This window comes from Chryseobacterium sp. 6424 (assembly GCF_003692615.1).
Lineage (GTDB): Bacteria > Bacteroidota > Bacteroidia > Flavobacteriales > Weeksellaceae > Kaistella.
Map to the genome: position 1 here is coordinate 1,961,952 of NZ_CP023540.1, position 18,085 is coordinate 1,980,036.

Annotated in this window: 16 protein-coding genes; 3 read left to right on the forward strand and 13 right to left on the reverse strand. The window is 42.5% G+C overall.

Annotated elements, in window-relative coordinates:
* Positions 1-71 precede the first annotated feature (71 nt).
* Positions 72-614: a peptidoglycan-binding protein LysM gene (locus CO230_RS09175; RefSeq protein WP_122028327.1), complete on the reverse strand. Its 543-nt coding sequence runs from the start codon at positions 612-614 to the stop codon at positions 72-74.
* 391 nt (positions 615-1,005) lie between these two features.
* On the opposite strand from CO230_RS09175, the gene CO230_RS09180 reads away from it, so the two are divergent.
* Both CO230_RS09180 and CO230_RS09185 read left to right on the forward strand, forming a co-directional pair.
* Positions 1,006-1,392: an STAS/SEC14 domain-containing protein gene (locus CO230_RS09180; RefSeq protein WP_122028328.1), complete on the forward strand. Its 387-nt coding sequence runs from the start codon at positions 1,006-1,008 to the stop codon at positions 1,390-1,392.
* Between the two features lie 9 nt (positions 1,393-1,401).
* On the forward strand, positions 1,402-1,911 hold the full coding sequence (locus CO230_RS09185) for a pyridoxamine 5'-phosphate oxidase family protein (protein WP_122028329.1): 510 nt from the start codon (positions 1,402-1,404) through the stop codon (positions 1,909-1,911).
* 77 nt (positions 1,912-1,988) lie between these two features.
* On the opposite strand, the gene CO230_RS09190 is transcribed toward CO230_RS09185, so the two are convergent.
* Genes CO230_RS09190 through CO230_RS09200 form a run of 3 tightly spaced genes read right to left on the reverse strand, consistent with a single transcriptional unit; the run spans position 1,989 to position 4,302 of the window.
* The gene (locus CO230_RS09190; RefSeq protein ID WP_122028947.1) at positions 1,989-2,810 is read right to left on the reverse strand and encodes a dienelactone hydrolase family protein; all 822 of its coding nucleotides are present in this window, start codon (positions 2,808-2,810) and stop codon (positions 1,989-1,991) included.
* A gap of 25 nt (positions 2,811-2,835) precedes the next feature.
* The gene (gene lipA, locus CO230_RS09195) at positions 2,836-3,702 is read right to left on the reverse strand and encodes a lipoyl synthase (RefSeq protein ID WP_122028330.1); all 867 of its coding nucleotides are present in this window, start codon (positions 3,700-3,702) and stop codon (positions 2,836-2,838) included.
* A gap of 39 nt (positions 3,703-3,741) precedes the next feature.
* Positions 3,742-4,302, reverse strand: coding sequence for an RNA polymerase sigma factor (locus CO230_RS09200; RefSeq protein WP_122028331.1), 561 nt, complete (start codon positions 4,300-4,302; stop codon positions 3,742-3,744).
* A gap of 99 nt (positions 4,303-4,401) precedes the next feature.
* On the opposite strand from CO230_RS09200, the gene CO230_RS09205 reads away from it, so the two are divergent.
* Positions 4,402-4,698: a hypothetical protein gene (locus CO230_RS09205; RefSeq protein WP_122028332.1), complete on the forward strand. Its 297-nt coding sequence runs from the start codon at positions 4,402-4,404 to the stop codon at positions 4,696-4,698.
* Positions 4,699-4,705: 7 nt separating this feature from the next.
* On the opposite strand, the gene CO230_RS09210 is transcribed toward CO230_RS09205, so the two are convergent.
* The 9 genes from CO230_RS09210 to CO230_RS09245 all read right to left on the reverse strand — a co-directional run bounded on the left by CO230_RS09210 (position 4,706) and on the right by CO230_RS09245 (position 17,969).
* Positions 4,706-6,436, reverse strand: coding sequence for a sensor histidine kinase (locus CO230_RS09210; RefSeq protein WP_122028333.1), 1,731 nt, complete (start codon positions 6,434-6,436; stop codon positions 4,706-4,708).
* Positions 6,437-6,618: 182 nt separating this feature from the next.
* Positions 6,619-8,493 carry a TonB-dependent receptor gene (locus CO230_RS09215; RefSeq protein WP_228438111.1) on the reverse strand — a complete coding sequence of 625 codons (1,875 nt, stop codon included), beginning with the start codon at positions 8,491-8,493 and terminating at the stop codon, positions 6,619-6,621.
* A 220-nt stretch (positions 8,494-8,713) separates the two neighbouring features.
* Positions 8,714-9,361 (reverse strand): response regulator transcription factor, encoded by a 648-nt coding sequence (locus CO230_RS09220; RefSeq protein WP_122028334.1) that lies wholly within the window; start codon positions 9,359-9,361, stop codon positions 8,714-8,716.
* Positions 9,358-9,438 (reverse strand): hypothetical protein, encoded by an 81-nt coding sequence (locus CO230_RS12465; RefSeq protein ID WP_228438216.1) that lies wholly within the window; start codon positions 9,436-9,438, stop codon positions 9,358-9,360. Before CO230_RS12465 ends, CO230_RS09220 begins: the two co-directional genes overlap by 4 nt.
* Positions 9,407-10,093: a sensor histidine kinase gene (locus tag CO230_RS09225; protein ID WP_228438113.1), complete on the reverse strand. Its 687-nt coding sequence runs from the start codon at positions 10,091-10,093 to the stop codon at positions 9,407-9,409. Before CO230_RS09225 ends, CO230_RS12465 begins: the two co-directional genes overlap by 32 nt.
* A 55-nt stretch (positions 10,094-10,148) precedes the next feature.
* Complete coding sequence (locus tag CO230_RS09230; protein WP_122028335.1) at positions 10,149-12,893, reverse strand: PAS domain-containing hybrid sensor histidine kinase/response regulator; 2,745 nt, start codon at positions 12,891-12,893, stop codon at positions 10,149-10,151.
* Between the two features lie 23 nt (positions 12,894-12,916).
* Positions 12,917-14,338 (reverse strand): hypothetical protein, encoded by a 1,422-nt coding sequence (locus CO230_RS09235; protein WP_228438115.1) that lies wholly within the window; start codon positions 14,336-14,338, stop codon positions 12,917-12,919.
* 19 nt (positions 14,339-14,357) lie between these two features.
* Positions 14,358-17,132, reverse strand: coding sequence for a hypothetical protein (locus CO230_RS09240; protein WP_162990014.1), 2,775 nt, complete (start codon positions 17,130-17,132; stop codon positions 14,358-14,360).
* Positions 17,133-17,168: 36 nt separating this feature from the next.
* Positions 17,169-17,969: an Fn3-like domain-containing protein gene (locus CO230_RS09245; protein WP_228438117.1), complete on the reverse strand. Its 801-nt coding sequence runs from the start codon at positions 17,967-17,969 to the stop codon at positions 17,169-17,171.
* Between the last annotated feature and the right edge of the window lie 116 nt (positions 17,970-18,085).

The following is an 18,085-nucleotide window of genomic DNA, read 5'->3' on the forward strand; positions in this document are numbered from 1 at the left end:
TAAACAAAGGTTAAAAAAAGCCCTCAACATTATGGAATGCTGAGGGCTTGTATAAAGTCTGGTTATTTTAATTATAAAGCAGTCGCGGTATAAGTTACTTTTTGTGTGTAAGTTCCCGCTGGTTTTCCTAAGATGTCAGCAGATGAAGATTTAGCCGCTGGAATGGTATAATCTATATTCAAGGTTTTAGCGCTTCCAAGCGGTGCATTTACAATTAGAGGTTGGTTAGTTGTAGATAAAACTACTGTGTTTTGTGTTCCGCCCATGTTCCCGCCAGTTGCCGCTTTGATCGTTAAAACATTTACCGGGATTAAGTTTGTTCCATTCACAAAATTCGCTCCGTCCGCTTTTACATTTACCGTAAAGTTTTTCGTTGAAGTTACTTTCAAAGCATTGGCCTGAGTTACGGTTTGTGTAGAATTATAATCCGCTGCTGTCACATAGTTGAAGGCAACTGCACCATCAATTGCCGCACTTCCAGCGTCAATAGAGATGACATCGTTCAGGGTGATGTTTACCGTGGTGGTAGCGGTGGTGTTCTGAGCCTGAACTTTGTTTGTTCCAAATACGATTGCTCCGAAAGTAAGGGCTGCGATTGCGAATGACTTTTTCATAATATTTTATTTTTAATTTATGTGTTACTTCTGTTTAGTTGTTCACTTTTGATACTGCAAATTTATGGCGCCCACGAAAGTTTCTTTGTAGTGAAAATTGGAAGTTGATGTAGTAAAATAACTACAAGGATTTTTCTAAAATAAAAAAACACTCAACATCAAATGCCGTGGGCTTATACGTAAAACATTCTCACAGGTCCGTTATGGTGCAATTATTGTTAAATTAAGGCAGCAAACCCACCAAAAGGTTGCCTCCGCGGGAGTATAGCCCGGATTGAAACGGCATCCTCCGCGAGCGACAGCGAGCGGCGATACAGTGGAAAGCCGGCCGACCTGTCGTAAAGTGACGGCCCCGTGATGCTACTAAAGAACAACCAAAAAAAATATTATTATGATTACTTTAATCCCTGATGTGCCCGAGAATGTGGCCGCCTTCCGCGCCAGCGGAGAGATTACCAAAGAAGATTTTGAAACCCTGGTGTTGCCACATGTTTCAGCCAAGGTAAACACCTTTAATGAACTTAACTATCTGCTCTTGCTGGATACTGACCTTGATAAGTTTACCTACGGCGCATGGATGCAGGATGCTTTCCTTGGTCTTAAAAATCTCACCAAATGGAACCGCGCAGCCATTGTCACCGATAAGGAGGCGGTAAAGAAGTTTACCGACGGATTCAGCAAATTCATGCCCGGAGAATTCAGAGGCTACGGCAAAGAGGAGTTGGCGAGCGCGATATCCTGGTGCGCCCACGGAGATCATGAAAGTCTAACTAAATAAAATACAGATATGTCAACAGAAAATTTAAACCAAACAGAAGCCATTAAAAAACTGAAAGAACTCTCTGAAAATGCCAGTGTGTGCATGTTCTGTACAGAACTTACACAACTACCGATCAACACGCGCCCAATGAGCTTACGCGAAACGGATGCTGAAGGTAACCTGTGGTTCATCAGCAGTGCGGACAGTAATAAAAACTTCGAGATTTCGGAAGATAACCGTGTTCAACTTCTGTTTATGAATAACAGCAAATCCGAATATCTGTCGGTGTTCGGTAAGGCTTATATCTATAAGGACAAAGCGCTGATTGAAGATAAATGGACGAATTTTGCCAGCGCGTGGTTTGAAGAAGGTAAAGACGACCCTAAGGTCACGCTCATCCGTGTAAGTCCTGAAAAGTCTTACTATTGGGATACCAAAGCAGGAAAACTGGTTTCGCTGATTTCCTTTGCGGCCGCCGCCATCAGTGGTGGTACCACCGATAATGATGATGGTGTCGAAGGCCAACTGCACATTTAAATACTCCTTCTGTCAAGCTTTATGTGGCAGAATCAATAAAAAAAGGGTGGGTTTCACAGCTGTGAAACCCACCCTTTTTATCTTAACACTTCTGCGAGGAAGTTTTTCATCTCATTCCAGGATTTTTCGTCGGCATCTTTATCATAGGCTATCGGCAGATTGAATTTCTCGCCTGTCGTAGTAGCTTCAGGATTAGTAAATGCATGCAAAGCGTTCGGATAATCAATGAATCTGTAGTTGATGTTGGCACTATCCATTTCTTTTTTAAAAGCGCTGATTTCTTCCTTTGAGACCATTGGGTCGGCCGCACCGTTGAGCACCAGATATTTTACTTTGTTATTTTTGGCACGCACGCCGGTTTGTAAATTCCCGTGGAAACTTACGACTCCTTTGAAGTCGCCGGAAAGCCTGGCCATATTTAGTGCCTGCGCGCCACCAAAGCAGTAGCCAATAATGGCCATCCTGCTATAATCGGTTTTTTCAGCCAAGATCACCTGGTGCTTTGCCGCATCGAACATTCTGCGCGCATCTACCCGGATGTTATAGAAGTGTGAGGATAGCTTCTGTGCTTCTTCCGGTGTTTTTACCACTTTCTGGTCACCATAGTAATCTACCCCTACGGCGTAATAGCCCAACTCAGCCAGTTGTTTCACCCTGTTTTTTATATAATCATTCAGTCCCCACCATTCCGGCAGCACAAAGACTACAGGCAACTGTCCTTCAATATCCGGATTATAGGCCGCGAAAGAGCGGTGCGTGATTCCGTTGATCTCGGTTTTCAGTTCTTCGGTTTTAATATGGTCTGAAGATGCCATGTCACCAGCTGTGGAAACTTCAGCTTTATCATTGCATGCAACGAAAAACAGGGAGATCAATACAAACAAATGACTGAATTTCATATGATTTATTTTTAGATCATCATGATTAATGAATGTGCTTTTCAGCATGGTAAGAACTTCTGACGAGCGGCGAGCTTTCGATATGCCGGAACCCTAACTGCCCCGCGAACTCTTTGTACTCCTGAAACTCTTCCAACTCTACAAATCGCTGCACTGGCAAGTGTTTTTTGGTCGGTTGTAAATATTGGCCAATCGTAATAATATCAACATTGGCACCGCGGATGTCTTCGATGGTTTGCAGCACTTCGGCTTTGGTTTCGCCCAGCCCGAGCATCAGTCCGGTTTTGGTGCGGCGCTGCCCAGCTTCTTTCATATAGCGCAATACTTCGAGGCTCCTTTCGTATTTTGCCTGTATCCGGACTTCACGGGTCAGTCTTTTTACAGTTTCCATGTTATGAGAAATGACTTCAGGTGATACCTCCAACAAGCGGTCGATATGCTTAGTAATTCCCTGAAAATCCGGGATTAGAGTTTCCATAGTGGTTCCGGGTGAAATACGGCGTACGGCATTTACTGTTTCGGCCCAAAGAATAGATCCCATATCCTTTAAATCATCACGATCTACGGAAGTGAGCACAGCGTGCTTAATCTTCATGAGTTTAATGGAACGCGCCACTTTTTCTGGCTCATCCCAATTAACATCCAAAGGTTTACCCGTTTTCACACCACAAAAGCCACAGCTTCTTGTGCAGATGTTACCCAGAATCATAAATGTGGCGGTACCTTCGCCCCAGCATTCACCCATATTGGGGCAACTGCCGCTTTGGCAAATGGTATTGAGTTTATATTTATCTACCAAACTGCGGAGTTCGCGGTAGTTTTTGCCGGTAGGCAGTTTTACGCGAATCCATTTCGGCTTTTGTATCGTGGTATCTAAGGTTGGCTGATTCATTTCTTTAAAATAAAGGCAAATTTAGGCAATTTGCAATTGTTATTGGTCTTCAAATTCATTGGATTTCAGCAGGGCGGCCAGCAGTTTTTTGGCGCGCATGATGCGGATCTTGGTATTGGCGACGGTCAGGTTCAGTTCTTCAGCAATTTCTTTGATGCTTTTCTCCTCAAAGAACCGTAACCTGATGATTTGCTGATAATTGGCATCCAGACTTTCAATCACGCTTACAATCTGCTGGTGGTCTTCGGCTGAAATAAGCAGTTCTTCCGGCGAACGTGCAAACTGGTTTCGGTACTCATCAAAATTGTCGGTAGAGTCTTCATTTTCGCGGCTTTTCTTGCGCCAGTAATCAATCACGGTATTTTGGGCAATGGTTAAGATCCACGTCTTGAACTGGAAGTCCGCATCATACAGGTCAAGCTTAGCCAATACTTTCGAAAATACGGATACCGTAAGTTCATCCGCTATGTTCTCATCCTGCACTTTTTTCATTACAAAGCTGAATACATCTACCCAAAAGATATTGATAAGCCGTGTCTGTGATTTCTGGTTTTTTTGCTTCGCGAGCTGAATCAGATTTAAAAGTTCCGTATTATCCATCGTGTAACAAAGATAGGGATTCGCATTTATCCAAGGAATAATACTGCGACAGCACGCCATAAAAGTAATTTTACTTAATTTGCAGTATATAATATATGTATGAAAGCTAAGAAAAAATATAAGAAACAAATCCTGAAATCCCTTAAAGAACTGGCCGCCACCGAATATTCGCTGCTTGAAACCATGACGAACCTGATGCTACTGAAGGAAATGAAGGAGCGCAACATCAACTTCAAGAAAGGCGACACGTTTTCTTTTGAGGACAGCATTTTCGATTACAGTGAGGACAAAAACATCCGACAACTGGCCAAACTGCGAAAAAAAATGCTGAAAACCATGCACAAGCTGGTTGAAAAAGGATCATTCAAAGACGCTGAAATAGAGTTTCTTGCCTAAATCATAATCATCTCTGCTTGCCGATCGGAAAACACACGCGATACACAGAATTTTCGCGTTTGCATTTGCCATGAAGCTGCTCCACCATAGCATCAATGATGAAGCAGCCCAATGATTTGTGACGCTCTTTGCTGCCGAAAGAGGTGCCATTATCCTGATATTCCATATACACGGTATCTTCTTTCAGGTAGAGTTTCAGGGTAATCCGCAACGCAGTGTTTTTTTCCGGGGTGGCGTGTTTCAAGGAATTGGTAAAGAGTTCGTTCAGCAGTAAACCATACACAAGCCCCTGATCTACGGGCAACTGAAATTCGCCGATCTGTGTATCCACGATAATTTCTTGCGGGTAACCTGCTTTCTGGGCATTGATGATCTTATGGGTAAACGCTTGGGTTTCGATGACTGAATTTTCAAAATTATTCATGTCATACGAAAACAGATGATGGGCCAATGAGATGGTACTGATACGCGAATGTAACTGCTCGAACTTATTCTTGTAAAACTCGCTGGTGGTTTCATCACGCTGAAATCTAACCAAACTAAGTATTACCGAAAGATTGTTTTTTACACGGTGGTTCAGTTCGCGTACCAGGAACTGTTTTTCCTCGATATTCTTTTTAAGAACCGCATTTTTCTCAGAGATGCTTTGTTTCTGGAGTTCTATCCGTTCTTTGTTTTTTGAGATCAGGCGCAGGAAATACAGCAGCAATAACGTGAAAAATACCAATAACAGGGTACAGAGCAACAACATGTTATTCCAACGTTTGGTGCTTTTCATGCTGTTCTGCAAGTCTGTTTGGCGAAGTTTATCGGTTTCAGAGTTGTACATCAGATCCAGCTCCTGTACTTTCACTTCGCGCTGGGCCTCAGTGTTTTTTTGCGTCCATTCTGTGGCCAAACGGTAATGCTTCAACGCATCGAAATAGCGTTGCTGCTGCTCGGCAATCTGGCTTTTCAAGTAGTAAGCATCGGCGATGATGTAGTAAATTTCGACTTTCGGTACAATTGCGATGGCGGAATCCGCATACTTTTCAGCCAGTTCCTCTTCATTACGGTCAATATAAAACCTGCACAGCGTGTTGTACATGGCTGCCGTACCACTGTAATTATGGTAGGCTTTGCAGAGTTTTACGGCTTTTTCAAAATGTTTACGTGCCTTTTCAGGTTGACTGTAAGAGGACAGGCCCAGCAGCATATTCAGTATGGCTCCGTTTTTCCGGTCGTTTACGACTTCGGCATATTTTTCGGCTTCTGACGCCAGTTTCAGCGCTGTACGGTGGTCATCAAAAATACGGTAATAGGATGTTTTTCTGATTAAAAAATAGGTGTTATGCGTGGGTTTCAGCGAGGGATATTTTTGCAGTATCTTCTCCGCGGCATCAAGTTCGCGCTTACAGTTTTTCCGGCTCATACCAATTTCATAGATCAGGGCGCGCTGCATGTGAATGCGAAGGCGCAGTTCGGGCGACAAAGGATGACTGAGCATATTCTGCGACAGTGCGAAGGCCTCATCCACCAAGCCCAGATCGTTGAGAGATTCAAGTTTAATTACATCCAACTCCCAACGCTGGCTTTCGGGGTAGTTGTCGCGCTGTTGATTAATCAGATCCAATACTTCGCGGTGCTGGGAATACAGTACTTTTTTTTCTAAATCACGCTTCAAGACAGAAAAACTGTTCTGGGCCTGAACAATTAATGTGCTGAAAATGATGAAGAAACAAGTAAATATTTTAAGCATTAAGCAAAACTAATCATTCTGACTTAAAATTATTAACTTTAAAAAACAAATTTAATCTCCCCATTTTGTTTTACGAAATTAGATAAGTTGAAGCCTCCTTGGTGACAGATTTACATGGCTGTAATGGCAAACAGAAACTTTAACTTAATTGAAACCGGCTAATGAATAAGAAAACAAGTTCTTTACAATCCCACACGATAAGAGAATCCTGCCTGAAACCAACGCCCGGGCATAGTAAGCCCAAAGACTTCTGTATATTTTGTTGCCGTAAGATTGTTAATTATTAAAAAGATCTGAAGATCGTTGTAATGATAGTTCAGTTTTAGATCCAAAAGGTGATAATTACCGGTGGTCACCCTTTCATTATAGCGATATACCCACTGCGCCGAAAGATCTTTATACAGTTGATTTTCCACTTTTGCTACCAACTGGTGTCTCAGGTTTTCCATTACATAGCGTGACAACAGTGCCTGTGGCTGTTTGTAATTATTGTCGAGGAAGGTGTAACCTACCGAATATGATTTGACAAAGAAATTAAATTGCTGTCGCAGCTCTAATTCCAGCCCTTTTGTGTCAATACGGCTGATATTCTCCGCATGCCAAATTTCGTTTTCTGTGGCTTTTACCCAATCAATTGAATTTTCGGAAGTCCTTACAAACACGCTGCCTTTTATCTGCGTATTTTTTTTAAGATAACGGTAACCCAATTCTGCCGAAAGTGCGTGTTCGGGCTGTAGGTTGGGGTTACCAACTTCAGTCTTACTTTCGTAGTAAAGATCTGTAAATGTGGGGACACGGTTTACTTTTGATATATTCCCGTAAAATTTATGATATTGATTCAGGTCATAACCAACATCAAGTCCCGGGTAATAGAAGTTGCCTTCACGGTCGTAATTCGCCCAAGAAATACCGGGAGATACCTTAAGTTGGTCATTAAAGAAAGAAAAATGATGCTCAAAGAAAATTTGGGTAATAAAACGGTCGCGTTTCCCAAGATTGTTACTCGACAACATCTCTTGCCGTAACTCAAGGCCAAGTCCGGAGGTCCCAATTGCAGACTGTAGCGTGGCATTAATTTCGCCACCCAAGTTGTTGCCGATATGGAGGTTGCGGTAAATCTCTGGTTTGCCACGTATAAACTCATACATATCCTGGCCGCGCCGCCAATAGAGATTGGAACGTAGGGTGAGTCTGTCGAGCCGTTGATCCGCACTTATGCTTACAATGGAAGCCTGGGTTTCCTCGTATTGATCTTTGGCTGAAGGTGAGGCGTAAAAACCATTTGCACCGAACTTTTTTTCCTGAATCCCGGCCTGAAATTTAATATTTGCTGATGCCAAGCGGAAGTGATTCTGATAAAATACATTGTTGATTTTATAATCAGTGTTATAACGATAACCTTCAGATCCCGACGAGGTTGCCTGCATGAAATGAGCGAGTTTTTCAGTGCCAAAATGCGCACTAAGGCCCAATGAATAGGTTTCAAAATCCCCGCCACTTGCTGAAACCGTAGCGATTGGGCTTGGGCTTGGTTTTGTAACGATGTTGATGACGCCGGCATACGCATTCTGTCCAAACCTTCTGGCCGCTGGCCCTTTTATTACCTCGATTTTTTCTACAGAAGAAAGGTCGAACGGGATGCTCATGGAGTTATGGCCTGTCTGGGAATCATTTATTCGTACGCCATTCACCAGGATCAACACCTGCTCAAAACTGCTTCCCCGCAAAGAAACATCTGCCTGTACCCCATTGGCGCCTCTTTTCCGAATGTCGAAACCTGTAATCTGTGCCAGTATTTCATCGACATTGGTTGCCGGCGACTTCTGGATTTCCTCCCGGTTGATTACCGTGATATTTTCACTGATTTTACTCACGGGCATATCCAGAAATTTGCCGTGTACAACCACTTCGGCAATTTCGGCTTCATCAGTTTGCCCTAAAATTTGGGAACCAATTCCCAAAAAGAAAATACTTAATAGCTTTAAGTTCATATAAACCTGAATATAACGGCTTTCGTACCACGCTTCAGTAAGAATAACACCGAGTGGTTCCTCCAAAACGCGAAGATAATAATAATTATGGTTACAGCCACGCTGCTAAAAATGATGGAATAAATTCTCTGCAATAAACTTTTATAACTCCTTATTTCTAAAGTTTTTAGCGCATATATTTATTACAGATTAATGCATTTCGGAAGGATAAATTAAAAAGCGAACTCTTTTTGAGCGCGCCTTTATTTATATTGCTATAGTCTTAAAACTGGGAAACAAGTTAAATTTACTGGTTATAAATCCTAAGAATCTCTACGAGTTCGGGTACGGAGCGTATCTGGAGTTTCTCAAACAGTCGGTTCTTATACGTACTGATGGTGGAGGAATGAAGGTTCAGTTGATTTGAAATTTCCTTAAGTGGAAGACCTTCCGCAAGCTTGTTGGCAATCTGCAGTTCGCGGTCGGAGAGCGCCTCAAACGGAGAAGTTTTGGCCGCGCCGGTTAAAGATTCCAAAAACATGGCTTCCTTTACTTTATCACTTACATATCGGCCTTTGGTGAGCATCGCTGTTAAAGCAGCCTCAATCTCAGCCGTAGAACTTTGCTTGCTTAAGTAGCCGCCAGCGCCCATCTTCAGGTAACGCATACCATACATTTCTTCATCCTGAGAGGAAAATATCAGGATCCTTAATTCTGGCTTGTGTATTTTTATGTAATCTATCGCATCCTGTACGGTACCATTGGGCATATTAACGTCTGTTATGGCCATGTCCAACGCCTCGTTCTGGATTATTTTGTACAGCGATTTATAGTCCTCTACTTCAGTAATAACGGCATCCGGCATCAGGCGCTTGATCGTTTGTATCAAACCCATCCGAACGATGCCATGATCATCTGCTACAACAATTCGCACATTAGATTTTAAATCCTTCATTCATTAAAGTTAGGTAAAAAAATAGAAACAGTTGTGCCTTTACTTTCAGACGAAATGATGCTGATGTTTCCACCCATCAAGGATATAAAATTTTTTACAATTTTCAAACTCAATCCCACACCTTTTTTCGCCAGCCGTTCCCTGGAATACAGGATTGTCATAAGTATAAATCGAAGATAAATATTGTTCATCCATCCCTATACCCGAATCTGTTAGCGAAAGCACCGTCTGCTCATCTTGCGTAACAAGTTGTAAATAAACATCTTGCCGGGGAAAAGAATACTTTACCGCATTGTTTAAGATTTTATCTAAAACAAATTCCAGCAAAATGCGGTCGGTTACTACAAATGCATCGGAATCTCCTTTAAAGTGCAAATTAATGCCCTTTTCTGTTAATTTCGCCGCATTTTTTTCCTTTAAATAATGATAAATATCAGTTATCTTGATTTTTTCGGGCTTCATCTTGAAGTCCCCGTACTGTGTTTTCAACCAGGCAGAGCTGTCCTGCAGGGTTTGCAGATTTTTTTTAGCATCGTTTTTTACCTGTGGCAACAGTTTGAAAAAATCTTCCTCGCTGATGGTTTTCTGTTCCAGCGCTTCTATCAGCCACAGAAAATTCCCGAACATTTCTTTTCCGTCGTGAGACAATATCGAGATCAATCCGTTCTTGAAATTGATTTCGTTTTCCAGTTTTTCGATTTTTATCTGCAGTTCCTTAATGTTGTCATTCATATAAGCACAAATGTAGAAAAATCTGCCAGAAAATTTTAAGGCCTATTTTTATGCCCTACATACTATCCATTTCTTTGCCAAACCATTTAGCAATCATGTCCGACAGGGTTTGTTTTAATAAAGGTTTGGTTAAAAAATCTGACATCCCGGCTTGCAGACATTTTTCTTTTTCACCCGGGAGGCTGCCTGCGGTAAGGGCAATGATCGGGATTTCAATGTTTTTTTCTATCGACCTTATTTTTTTAGTAGCTTCAATACCATTGAGTTGTGGCATTTGGATATCCATTAAAATAAGATCCGGACTTTCTTTTTCGTATTGCTCCACCGCTTCTACGCCATCTTTTGCTTCGATGACCAATGCCTGCGGCAGAATATCTTTTAAAAAAGTTTTGGTAAGAAGCAGATTAACGGCATTATCTTCAGCGATCAAAATTTTTATTTCATGAGTACTTACTTCACTTACGACATTTTTTATCTGCTCTTGTTTTTTCTTTTCCGCACTCTTCAAAGTGGATAAAACCTGGTACATCTGCTTCATGCGGATGGGTTTTACGAGTCGGTTTTCAATCTCTAGTTCATCACATGCCTCCTGTAGCTGTGTGTCGTCGGACGAGCTGTACAACACGATATACGGCGCGGCATCGGAAGCAGCCGGATCCATACTTTTTAGCTTTCTGATGGTCTCCAGTCCGTCCATAATCGGCATGTGATAATCCATAATAATCACATCAAAATCGGGTTTATCCATGACTAAAAGCAGTGCTTTCAGGCCGCTGTCGCATTCCACAACTTCGATATTCTTGCGCTCCAGCATCCTTTTTAGGATTTTCCGGTTGTTGTCATTATCATCTACAATCAGCACCTTTTTAATATCGGTCAAGCTCAGGTCATATTCCTCTTCCTCGGTATCAAACAGAATATCAAAGAAGAAGTCGCTGCCCTTGCCCTGCTCGCTTTCTACCTGCAACACGCTGTCGAGAAGTGCTAAAATTTGGTTTGAAATTGTAAGTCCTAAGCCTGTGCCGCCGTATCTTTTGGTGATGCTGCCATCTTCCTGCGAAAATGCCTCGAAAATATCGGACTGTTTTTCTTTGCTGATCCCAATACCTGTATCGCGCACGCCGAAGCGGATTCGTTTTTTTGCTTCACCCAAATCTTCTAAAACCTTCACGTACAATACAATTTCTCCTTCTTCGGTAAATTTCAAAGCATTGCTCAGTAGATTTACAAAAACCTGCTTCAAGCGCATGGCATCTGTCCAAATATATCTTGGGATGCTGTCGTCAATATCAATAAGCATTTCCAAGCGCTTTTTGTTATTGTTATACGAAACAATATTGAAGGCCTCGGAAACCAGCTCCTCTATTTCAACTTTATCAAGTGTAAGTTTCAGTTTCTGTTTCTCTAATTTCGAGAAGTCCAGAATATCGTTGATGATGCTATACAGGGAAACGCCGGATTGGTTGATGATCTCCAAATATTGCCGCTGCGTCTCGTCCAGATTGGTCTCTAAAAGCAATTCTGTAAAACCGATGATTCCGTTCAGCGGTGTGCGGATTTCATGGCTCATGTTGGCAACAAACTCCGATTTCATCGCATAAGCTTTCTCGGCCAACTCTTTTGCCGCCAGAATTTCGTTTTCCATTTTTTTCCTTTCGGTAATGTCCACTGCGTTCGCCATCACCTGTAAATTGCCGTCCACATCCTCATCTATCGCACTCATAAAGTGCCAAACCGCTTTTTCGCCGTTTTTCTTGCGGATGGTCATTTCCCCTGAGGCATGATTTGCTTTTTTAATCTGTCTCAGGTACAGTTTCACATTATCATGTTTTTCCGGGATGATGAGGTCGTACAGGTCGTAACTCATCAACTCTTCCCTTGAAAAACCAGAGGCTTTCAAGCCCGCATCATTTACATCCAGAAAATTACCTTCAATGTCATGGATGCTGATGATGCCCTGATTTTTTTCAAAAAGACCACGATATTTAAGCTCACTTCTTCTGAGTGACTCTTTTTTCGCGGTAAACTCCGTCACGTCTCTACCGATGGAATATGCCAAGCCTGTTTCTACCTCGGGAACGCAGGTCCATTCTATCCACTTCACTTCACCTGATTTGAGGATGTATCTGTTGGTAAAATTGCTTAAAAATTCGCCACGCGATAAGGCCTCCAAAGCCTGCACTGTACTTTCGCGGTCTTCAGGATGAACGAACTCCAGAAAGCTTCTGCTCAGAAAATGCGCATCACTCCAGCCCAACATTTTTGAAAAAGTGGGGTTTAGTTGTACAAATTTGCCCTCTAAAGACAGGACGCCTAATAAATCGTTGGAGGTCTCGAAAAGTGCTTTATAATTGCTCAACAACTGTTCCTTTTCTTTGACCAAAAACCATTTTAAGGCTTGGCCCGCGAGTTTATCAACGATTTCTTCCTCGGACTTATCTAAATTTTTCTCCTCTCTATTAAATAAATTCAAATGAGCGATAAGACTGTCATCAAGGCCCGGGATGCGGTAACTTCTGCGAAATTTATATGTTGATTTCTCAAACTCATATACCGAAGTCTGCTTGTCCGAAAAATGAGGATTTTGAGGGTAAACCTGCTTAATAGAAGCATCACTGGAAGCCAGAACATACACTTTCCCTTCGGAGAGGATACTTATGCTGCATAAATCCACATGGGTCATCTTAACCGCAGCGTACATCAAAAAATCAAAAACATCCGTATATTTTTTTTCGAATGCTTTTAACTTCTCAATCTCATGCTGATCCGGGGATTGATCATGGCTTTCAGGATGGGTCATAGGAATACTTTTTTAGAAGACTGTTAAATTGCCGTGAAACTGTAATATACATTGATAGAGTAAGTGGCATTTTCTTTCCCCACCAAAGTTTGTGCGCCCGCAGGTGGAATGGTGTATCGTACGTTCAGGTTGCGGTCCAAAACGGGTGTTCCGTTCGAGAGGATTTTTTGGGGAGTTTTGGATAAAGATGCATTTACACCGCTCCCATCAATACCGATCTGCAAAATATTAGAATTGATATTGGTCTGCAGGCCGCCTTTTTTGAAATAATTTTCGTCCGATTTCACATAAAGTTCATAACTCTCATTGTTGGAAAGTCTTATTTGGTTGGGCACCGTTTGTGTTTGCCCGTTGGCGTAATGAGCGGCTGTATTAAAATTGAAATTCACATTCTGTCCGCCACTCGGGATGGTGATTTCGGAGCGTGGAAGAACCTTTAGCTGCACAGCGGTGTTCTGATTGCTGGTGATGGAATTATCTGCACTTCTGGCACTAAAATTCAATTCAAAAGTATAGGTTCCTGCCTCAAAAAAATGGTTTCTGAAATCTTCGGCAGACACATAAAGCTCAGGGATCAAGCTGGTTCTGTTTCCTGCCACGACACCGGCACTTGCCGCGGAAAAATTCTGAAAAGTAGCGGATAAAGGTTTTGTTGTAAGTTCGTTCCCGTTACTTCCCAATCGGATGGTGGCTATATTTCTGCTTCCCGCAACGCCTTTGGAAGACGTGAACTGTACCGTTGAGGAAGCTGCTTTAGCCCAAAAATTAAAATCTACCGTGTGCGCGATTTCCACATTTCCCAAATCTAGGGTTCGCGTGCCTGCCGGGCGGTAATCATTCAACGAAGATATTTCAATGTACTTTGCTAAATTTGTCGTGTTCCATCTAATGGCAGCAGGTATGACTAAAACAGTTTTAAAATTACTCGGCGTGAAGTCATAATTCTGACTAATGTTCATGGAGTAATTCCCTGACCGCCAAGCATTGGCAGTAAACTGCGCGCCCGGAATTTTAAAGGTAAAATTGATATTTCCGCGGTTGAAACCTCCTGCCAGAACGTTCGCAGGCGGTTCAAACCAGCTCACTGGGCCCGTACTGAACGACTGAAAGCCGGGTAAAGAACCATAATATCCTACAGACGGCATTTGCCCGCCCATACTCTCGAGCTGCCATAGCAGAACAGAGGTAGGTAAGGTAGCCGAAGAAGAGGTATGAATAAAATTTTGCCCGGACGTTGAGATAAATGTAGGAGCCGTAGGAGCGAAACCAAGAAAGTTATAATCCCAGTTGGTTCTGTTGGCGTTGCCCATCACCCTGGTAGGCACGGAGGTGAATTCAGTTCTGTTAAATATATTATTTTCCGGAATGGTCAGGTACACATCCTGCGCCTTCGTAACTGTAGATCCGCAGCAGAGGGCAAAAATCCCCATTAAAAAACTCCTCATCGTTTTCATACCTCTAAATTTAAAACTTTTTCACCTTAATCGTGGTGTCTTTCTTCTTATATTCAAAAATCAAGGTTTCCGAAAACCCTTCTTTAGTTACCTGAATGGTTTGGCTAGGTTGCGTATAGCTGTATTTATCGTTTTCGATATAGATTTGGTATCTGCCCTCTTTAAGGAAGAACTCAAACTCGTCTTTCTGATTGACTACAGCGGTATGAATGGCGCCATCTTCCCCTTTGGCGTACACTACAATGCCGGTAACATCGGTTTCCAAAGTGTCATACGCCTGTTTGATCTCGGTAAGTTTCCCGCTAACTCTGATGTTCTTCACCAAACCAACTTTGCGGTTGATGTTACTGTTCACCATCATCACAGGGTCCATCATCAGTCGTGCGCCGGCACTTTCATTCACTTTCAAAGTGTAAACACCTTCTGGCACGTTCTGGAAAACCACTTTTCCGTTTTTATCCGTCATCGCCACAAAATTGTCGAGTTTCACAATTTCATTGGCCAGCACTTTCTCGCCATTTTCAAGGATTCCATTGTAATTTTTATCTTCAAACAGCTGGAAACTTACCTTATGATTGCCAAGTGTGGTAGCGGCGCTGAAGTATTTTTTAATACCGAGTCTGAACTGGTAATAACTGCCGCTGGTAGCATACGCCGCGGTGGATTTGTAGCCAGAGAAATTAAAATAACCCGTGGATGCCCAGGAAGGTGAAATCTTATACTCCAGATTTCCGGTGATGTTGCTGTTGAGGTTTTTATAAAGCTCCGAATAAGAGACTCCGGCCGAAAAAGATCCGTTCAGTTGATTTCTGAGCATCTGGAAATTATACGAAGCATACCCATTGTAGTTCGCGAAATTGCGGTCTACATCATAATAAGAATTCAAATCAAATACATTATTCGCGTTCCACTGCGCGGTTCCGTTCAGCGAGAAAGATTTGTATCTGTAAGACAAAGTAGTCTTCAAACTGTTAAACCAATCTGTTTCATCATTCTCTTTCGAGTATGAATATTCCGCCATCAGATTCAGGCCGTGCGCACCGAAAGTGGTGCTGATATTGGTTTCAAAACGGTAAGAAAAAAGTTCTTGCGCGGTATAGACACTCGCGGTTTTCTGTCTTTCCACCTTCGGGGCCAAGAGGAAATTCCAGTTCTTCGCGGAAAACTGATACCCCGTCCCCAGCGCTTCTGTACTGTTAAAATAATAACGAACATTGGCGGCACCCGCTTCGATGGGCGCATTCTGGAAACTGAGAAACTCCGGATCTACCTGCGAATTCTGGTACTGGATGAAGGCGCGCTGCGTCGCAGAAAACTGGTGACCAATCCTTTGGTTGGTGAAAAAAGAGCCGCGTTTTATGCCCGCGTAACTTTTCGTGGCAAATGAGTTTACCGACTGAATGTCCCACTTCCCTACCTTACCGTCGTAATTGGCCCCAACTAAAGCTCCCGCGTTTTCATCGTGGTTTGCAAGACCTTTTTCGTGGCTTAGGCCCAGTTCGGTACGGATGGTGTGTTTTTCATTAATGATGATTGATGATGCCGCGTTGGCTACCTGCGTATCTACACTGAAGCGCGGATCGTGGTCGTAGATATATGAAACCTTCCCGATGAAAGATTTACCATTGCCGAAACCGTATTTCGCGCCCACCACGGTAGAACCTTCGGATTGCTGGAAATAGGTCCCGAACAGGTTGAAATTATTTTCGAGCGCGAGGATTTCAAGCTGATTATTTTTACCTATCAAAGTCGAAATTTTTCCGCCACGTCCGAAAACCGGGTAATCATAATCGCTGCTGTTTACATTGCCGAGGCGCAAAACCGTATTTTTCCTTTCCAGTTCCAGCCAGGTATCATAGATGTTGTAGCGGCCATCCGCCAGATAATAATCCGCGCCAAGATTCACGCGCGAATTCAGATTTTCGGTTATACGGAACGCAGTGTTTCCTCTTAACTGAAGAAAATTGAAGCCCGAACTGTTTTCGTTATAGCCAAATTCCGCAAAATTAGTTCCGCTAACGGCTTCATTGCCACGCGCAACCTGTCGGTTGTTGGATAAAATTACCAAATGAAGCGTGTTGCTGCCCACGATTTCGTTGGTAAAGACATCTGTGGCGGTTGCGTTGATATTAAATTCGGGGAAAAGAGTGTTCTGTTTTCTGACCAAAATCCTGAGCTCAACGGTTTGTTTTTCCAAACCTTCGAGCGTTACGGTTTGCTGTCTTGGCATCATTTCCAGACCATCAGGGACGGACTGCAAGTCAATTTTAACTGTTCGTTTACTGTAACCCTGGTTTTCTATCATTAAAAGAATGGAGGATTCGGGCGCGGCAGGATTGATGAAATTCTCGTAAGATGCAGTGTAGATCGCGATGTTGTTGTTTTCCTCTTTTTTAACGGAGAAAGATGCGCTTTCAGTTTTGGCGGCGGCTGATTTTAGATAAGAAACATTAAATTTAATCTCACTGGATCTCAGTTTCATGAAATCCACATTCGCGATGAGCTTTACCGGAAGTTTTTTTGACTGGCCGGCCGCTAACGTGAATTCATTTTTGGGATAATAAAGCAATCCCGGATATTTTTCCTGAGGGATGATGTTCTGAACGGTGATTTCTTCCGCACTTTTATTCTCCACCACGAGGGAATTAGTGAAAGTTGAACCTTTTTCAACCGCAACACTTCCGTTTTCAAAATAGATCGCGACCTCCTTCTTTTCCTGCGCATAGGAAAACGAAAGCTGCAGAAGAAATGCCAGGAACAGGGCCGTTCTTCTAAGGATTAACATCGATATTCTATTTTGTGGTTTCAAGACTTGTTTTTATTAAAATTTAAAGTTTTTTTCGCCTACGCGTAAATCATTGGATCCGGCCATTTTTATGATCGCAACACCGAGGAAGTTTCCGGAAATGTTCTCCGGTAATGAAAACTGCACCACCTGATTGGTATCCGGCATCATCGAAATTGAAACTGCCGGCAATTTAATTTCCTTACCCGTATCTGTATTCGTGAGTTCAAACTCAACGGTGGCATCATTGATCGTATTCCCATCGTTGTGGATGCTAACCGCGACTTTTCTGTTCGCAGTATTTTCTGTAGAAACCTCTGCAATATTGGTAATATCCAGACTTTTGATGTTGTTCCCTGGTGGTGTATAAAAAATATGCAGCCCTACTTCAAACAAAGTGATGATCCCGATTCCGTTCTGAACCTTTGCCTGATCGGTCTGCTGCGGAAGTTGGGTAAAAAACAGCATACTGTTGGTCACCACCGACTTTGAGGCGTTAGCCGGGATCTGCATCGTTACTACAATCTCCTTGGTGCTTTTCGCGGGAACCGTTACGGAATTTTCCAAAGTAGATACCCAGGCGGCATTTGAAGTCTTTGATGTACCTGCGTTAAAATACACTTTGTTTCCGTCTTCTTCTCTAGCCCAATCTTTATAGTTGAGGTTAAAAACGTAATCCTTATCCGAACTGTTATTCAGCGTAACGGTCTTTGATATTTTTTCACCTGGGTTACCGGTGAAAAACAGACGTGTAGGCGACATCGAAATACTTTGTGCCAAAAGCATAGAAGATCCTGTAAGGAGGATGAATGTAAAAAGGTGAATGAATTTGCGCATGGTGTAAATGGTTTAAAAAAATAAAAGATTCCCAAAACTACTGAAAACGTAACTAAAGGAACCTTTACAAACTAAAAAAAAATTTATATAGCCGGTGCTGTATAAGTTTATTTGTT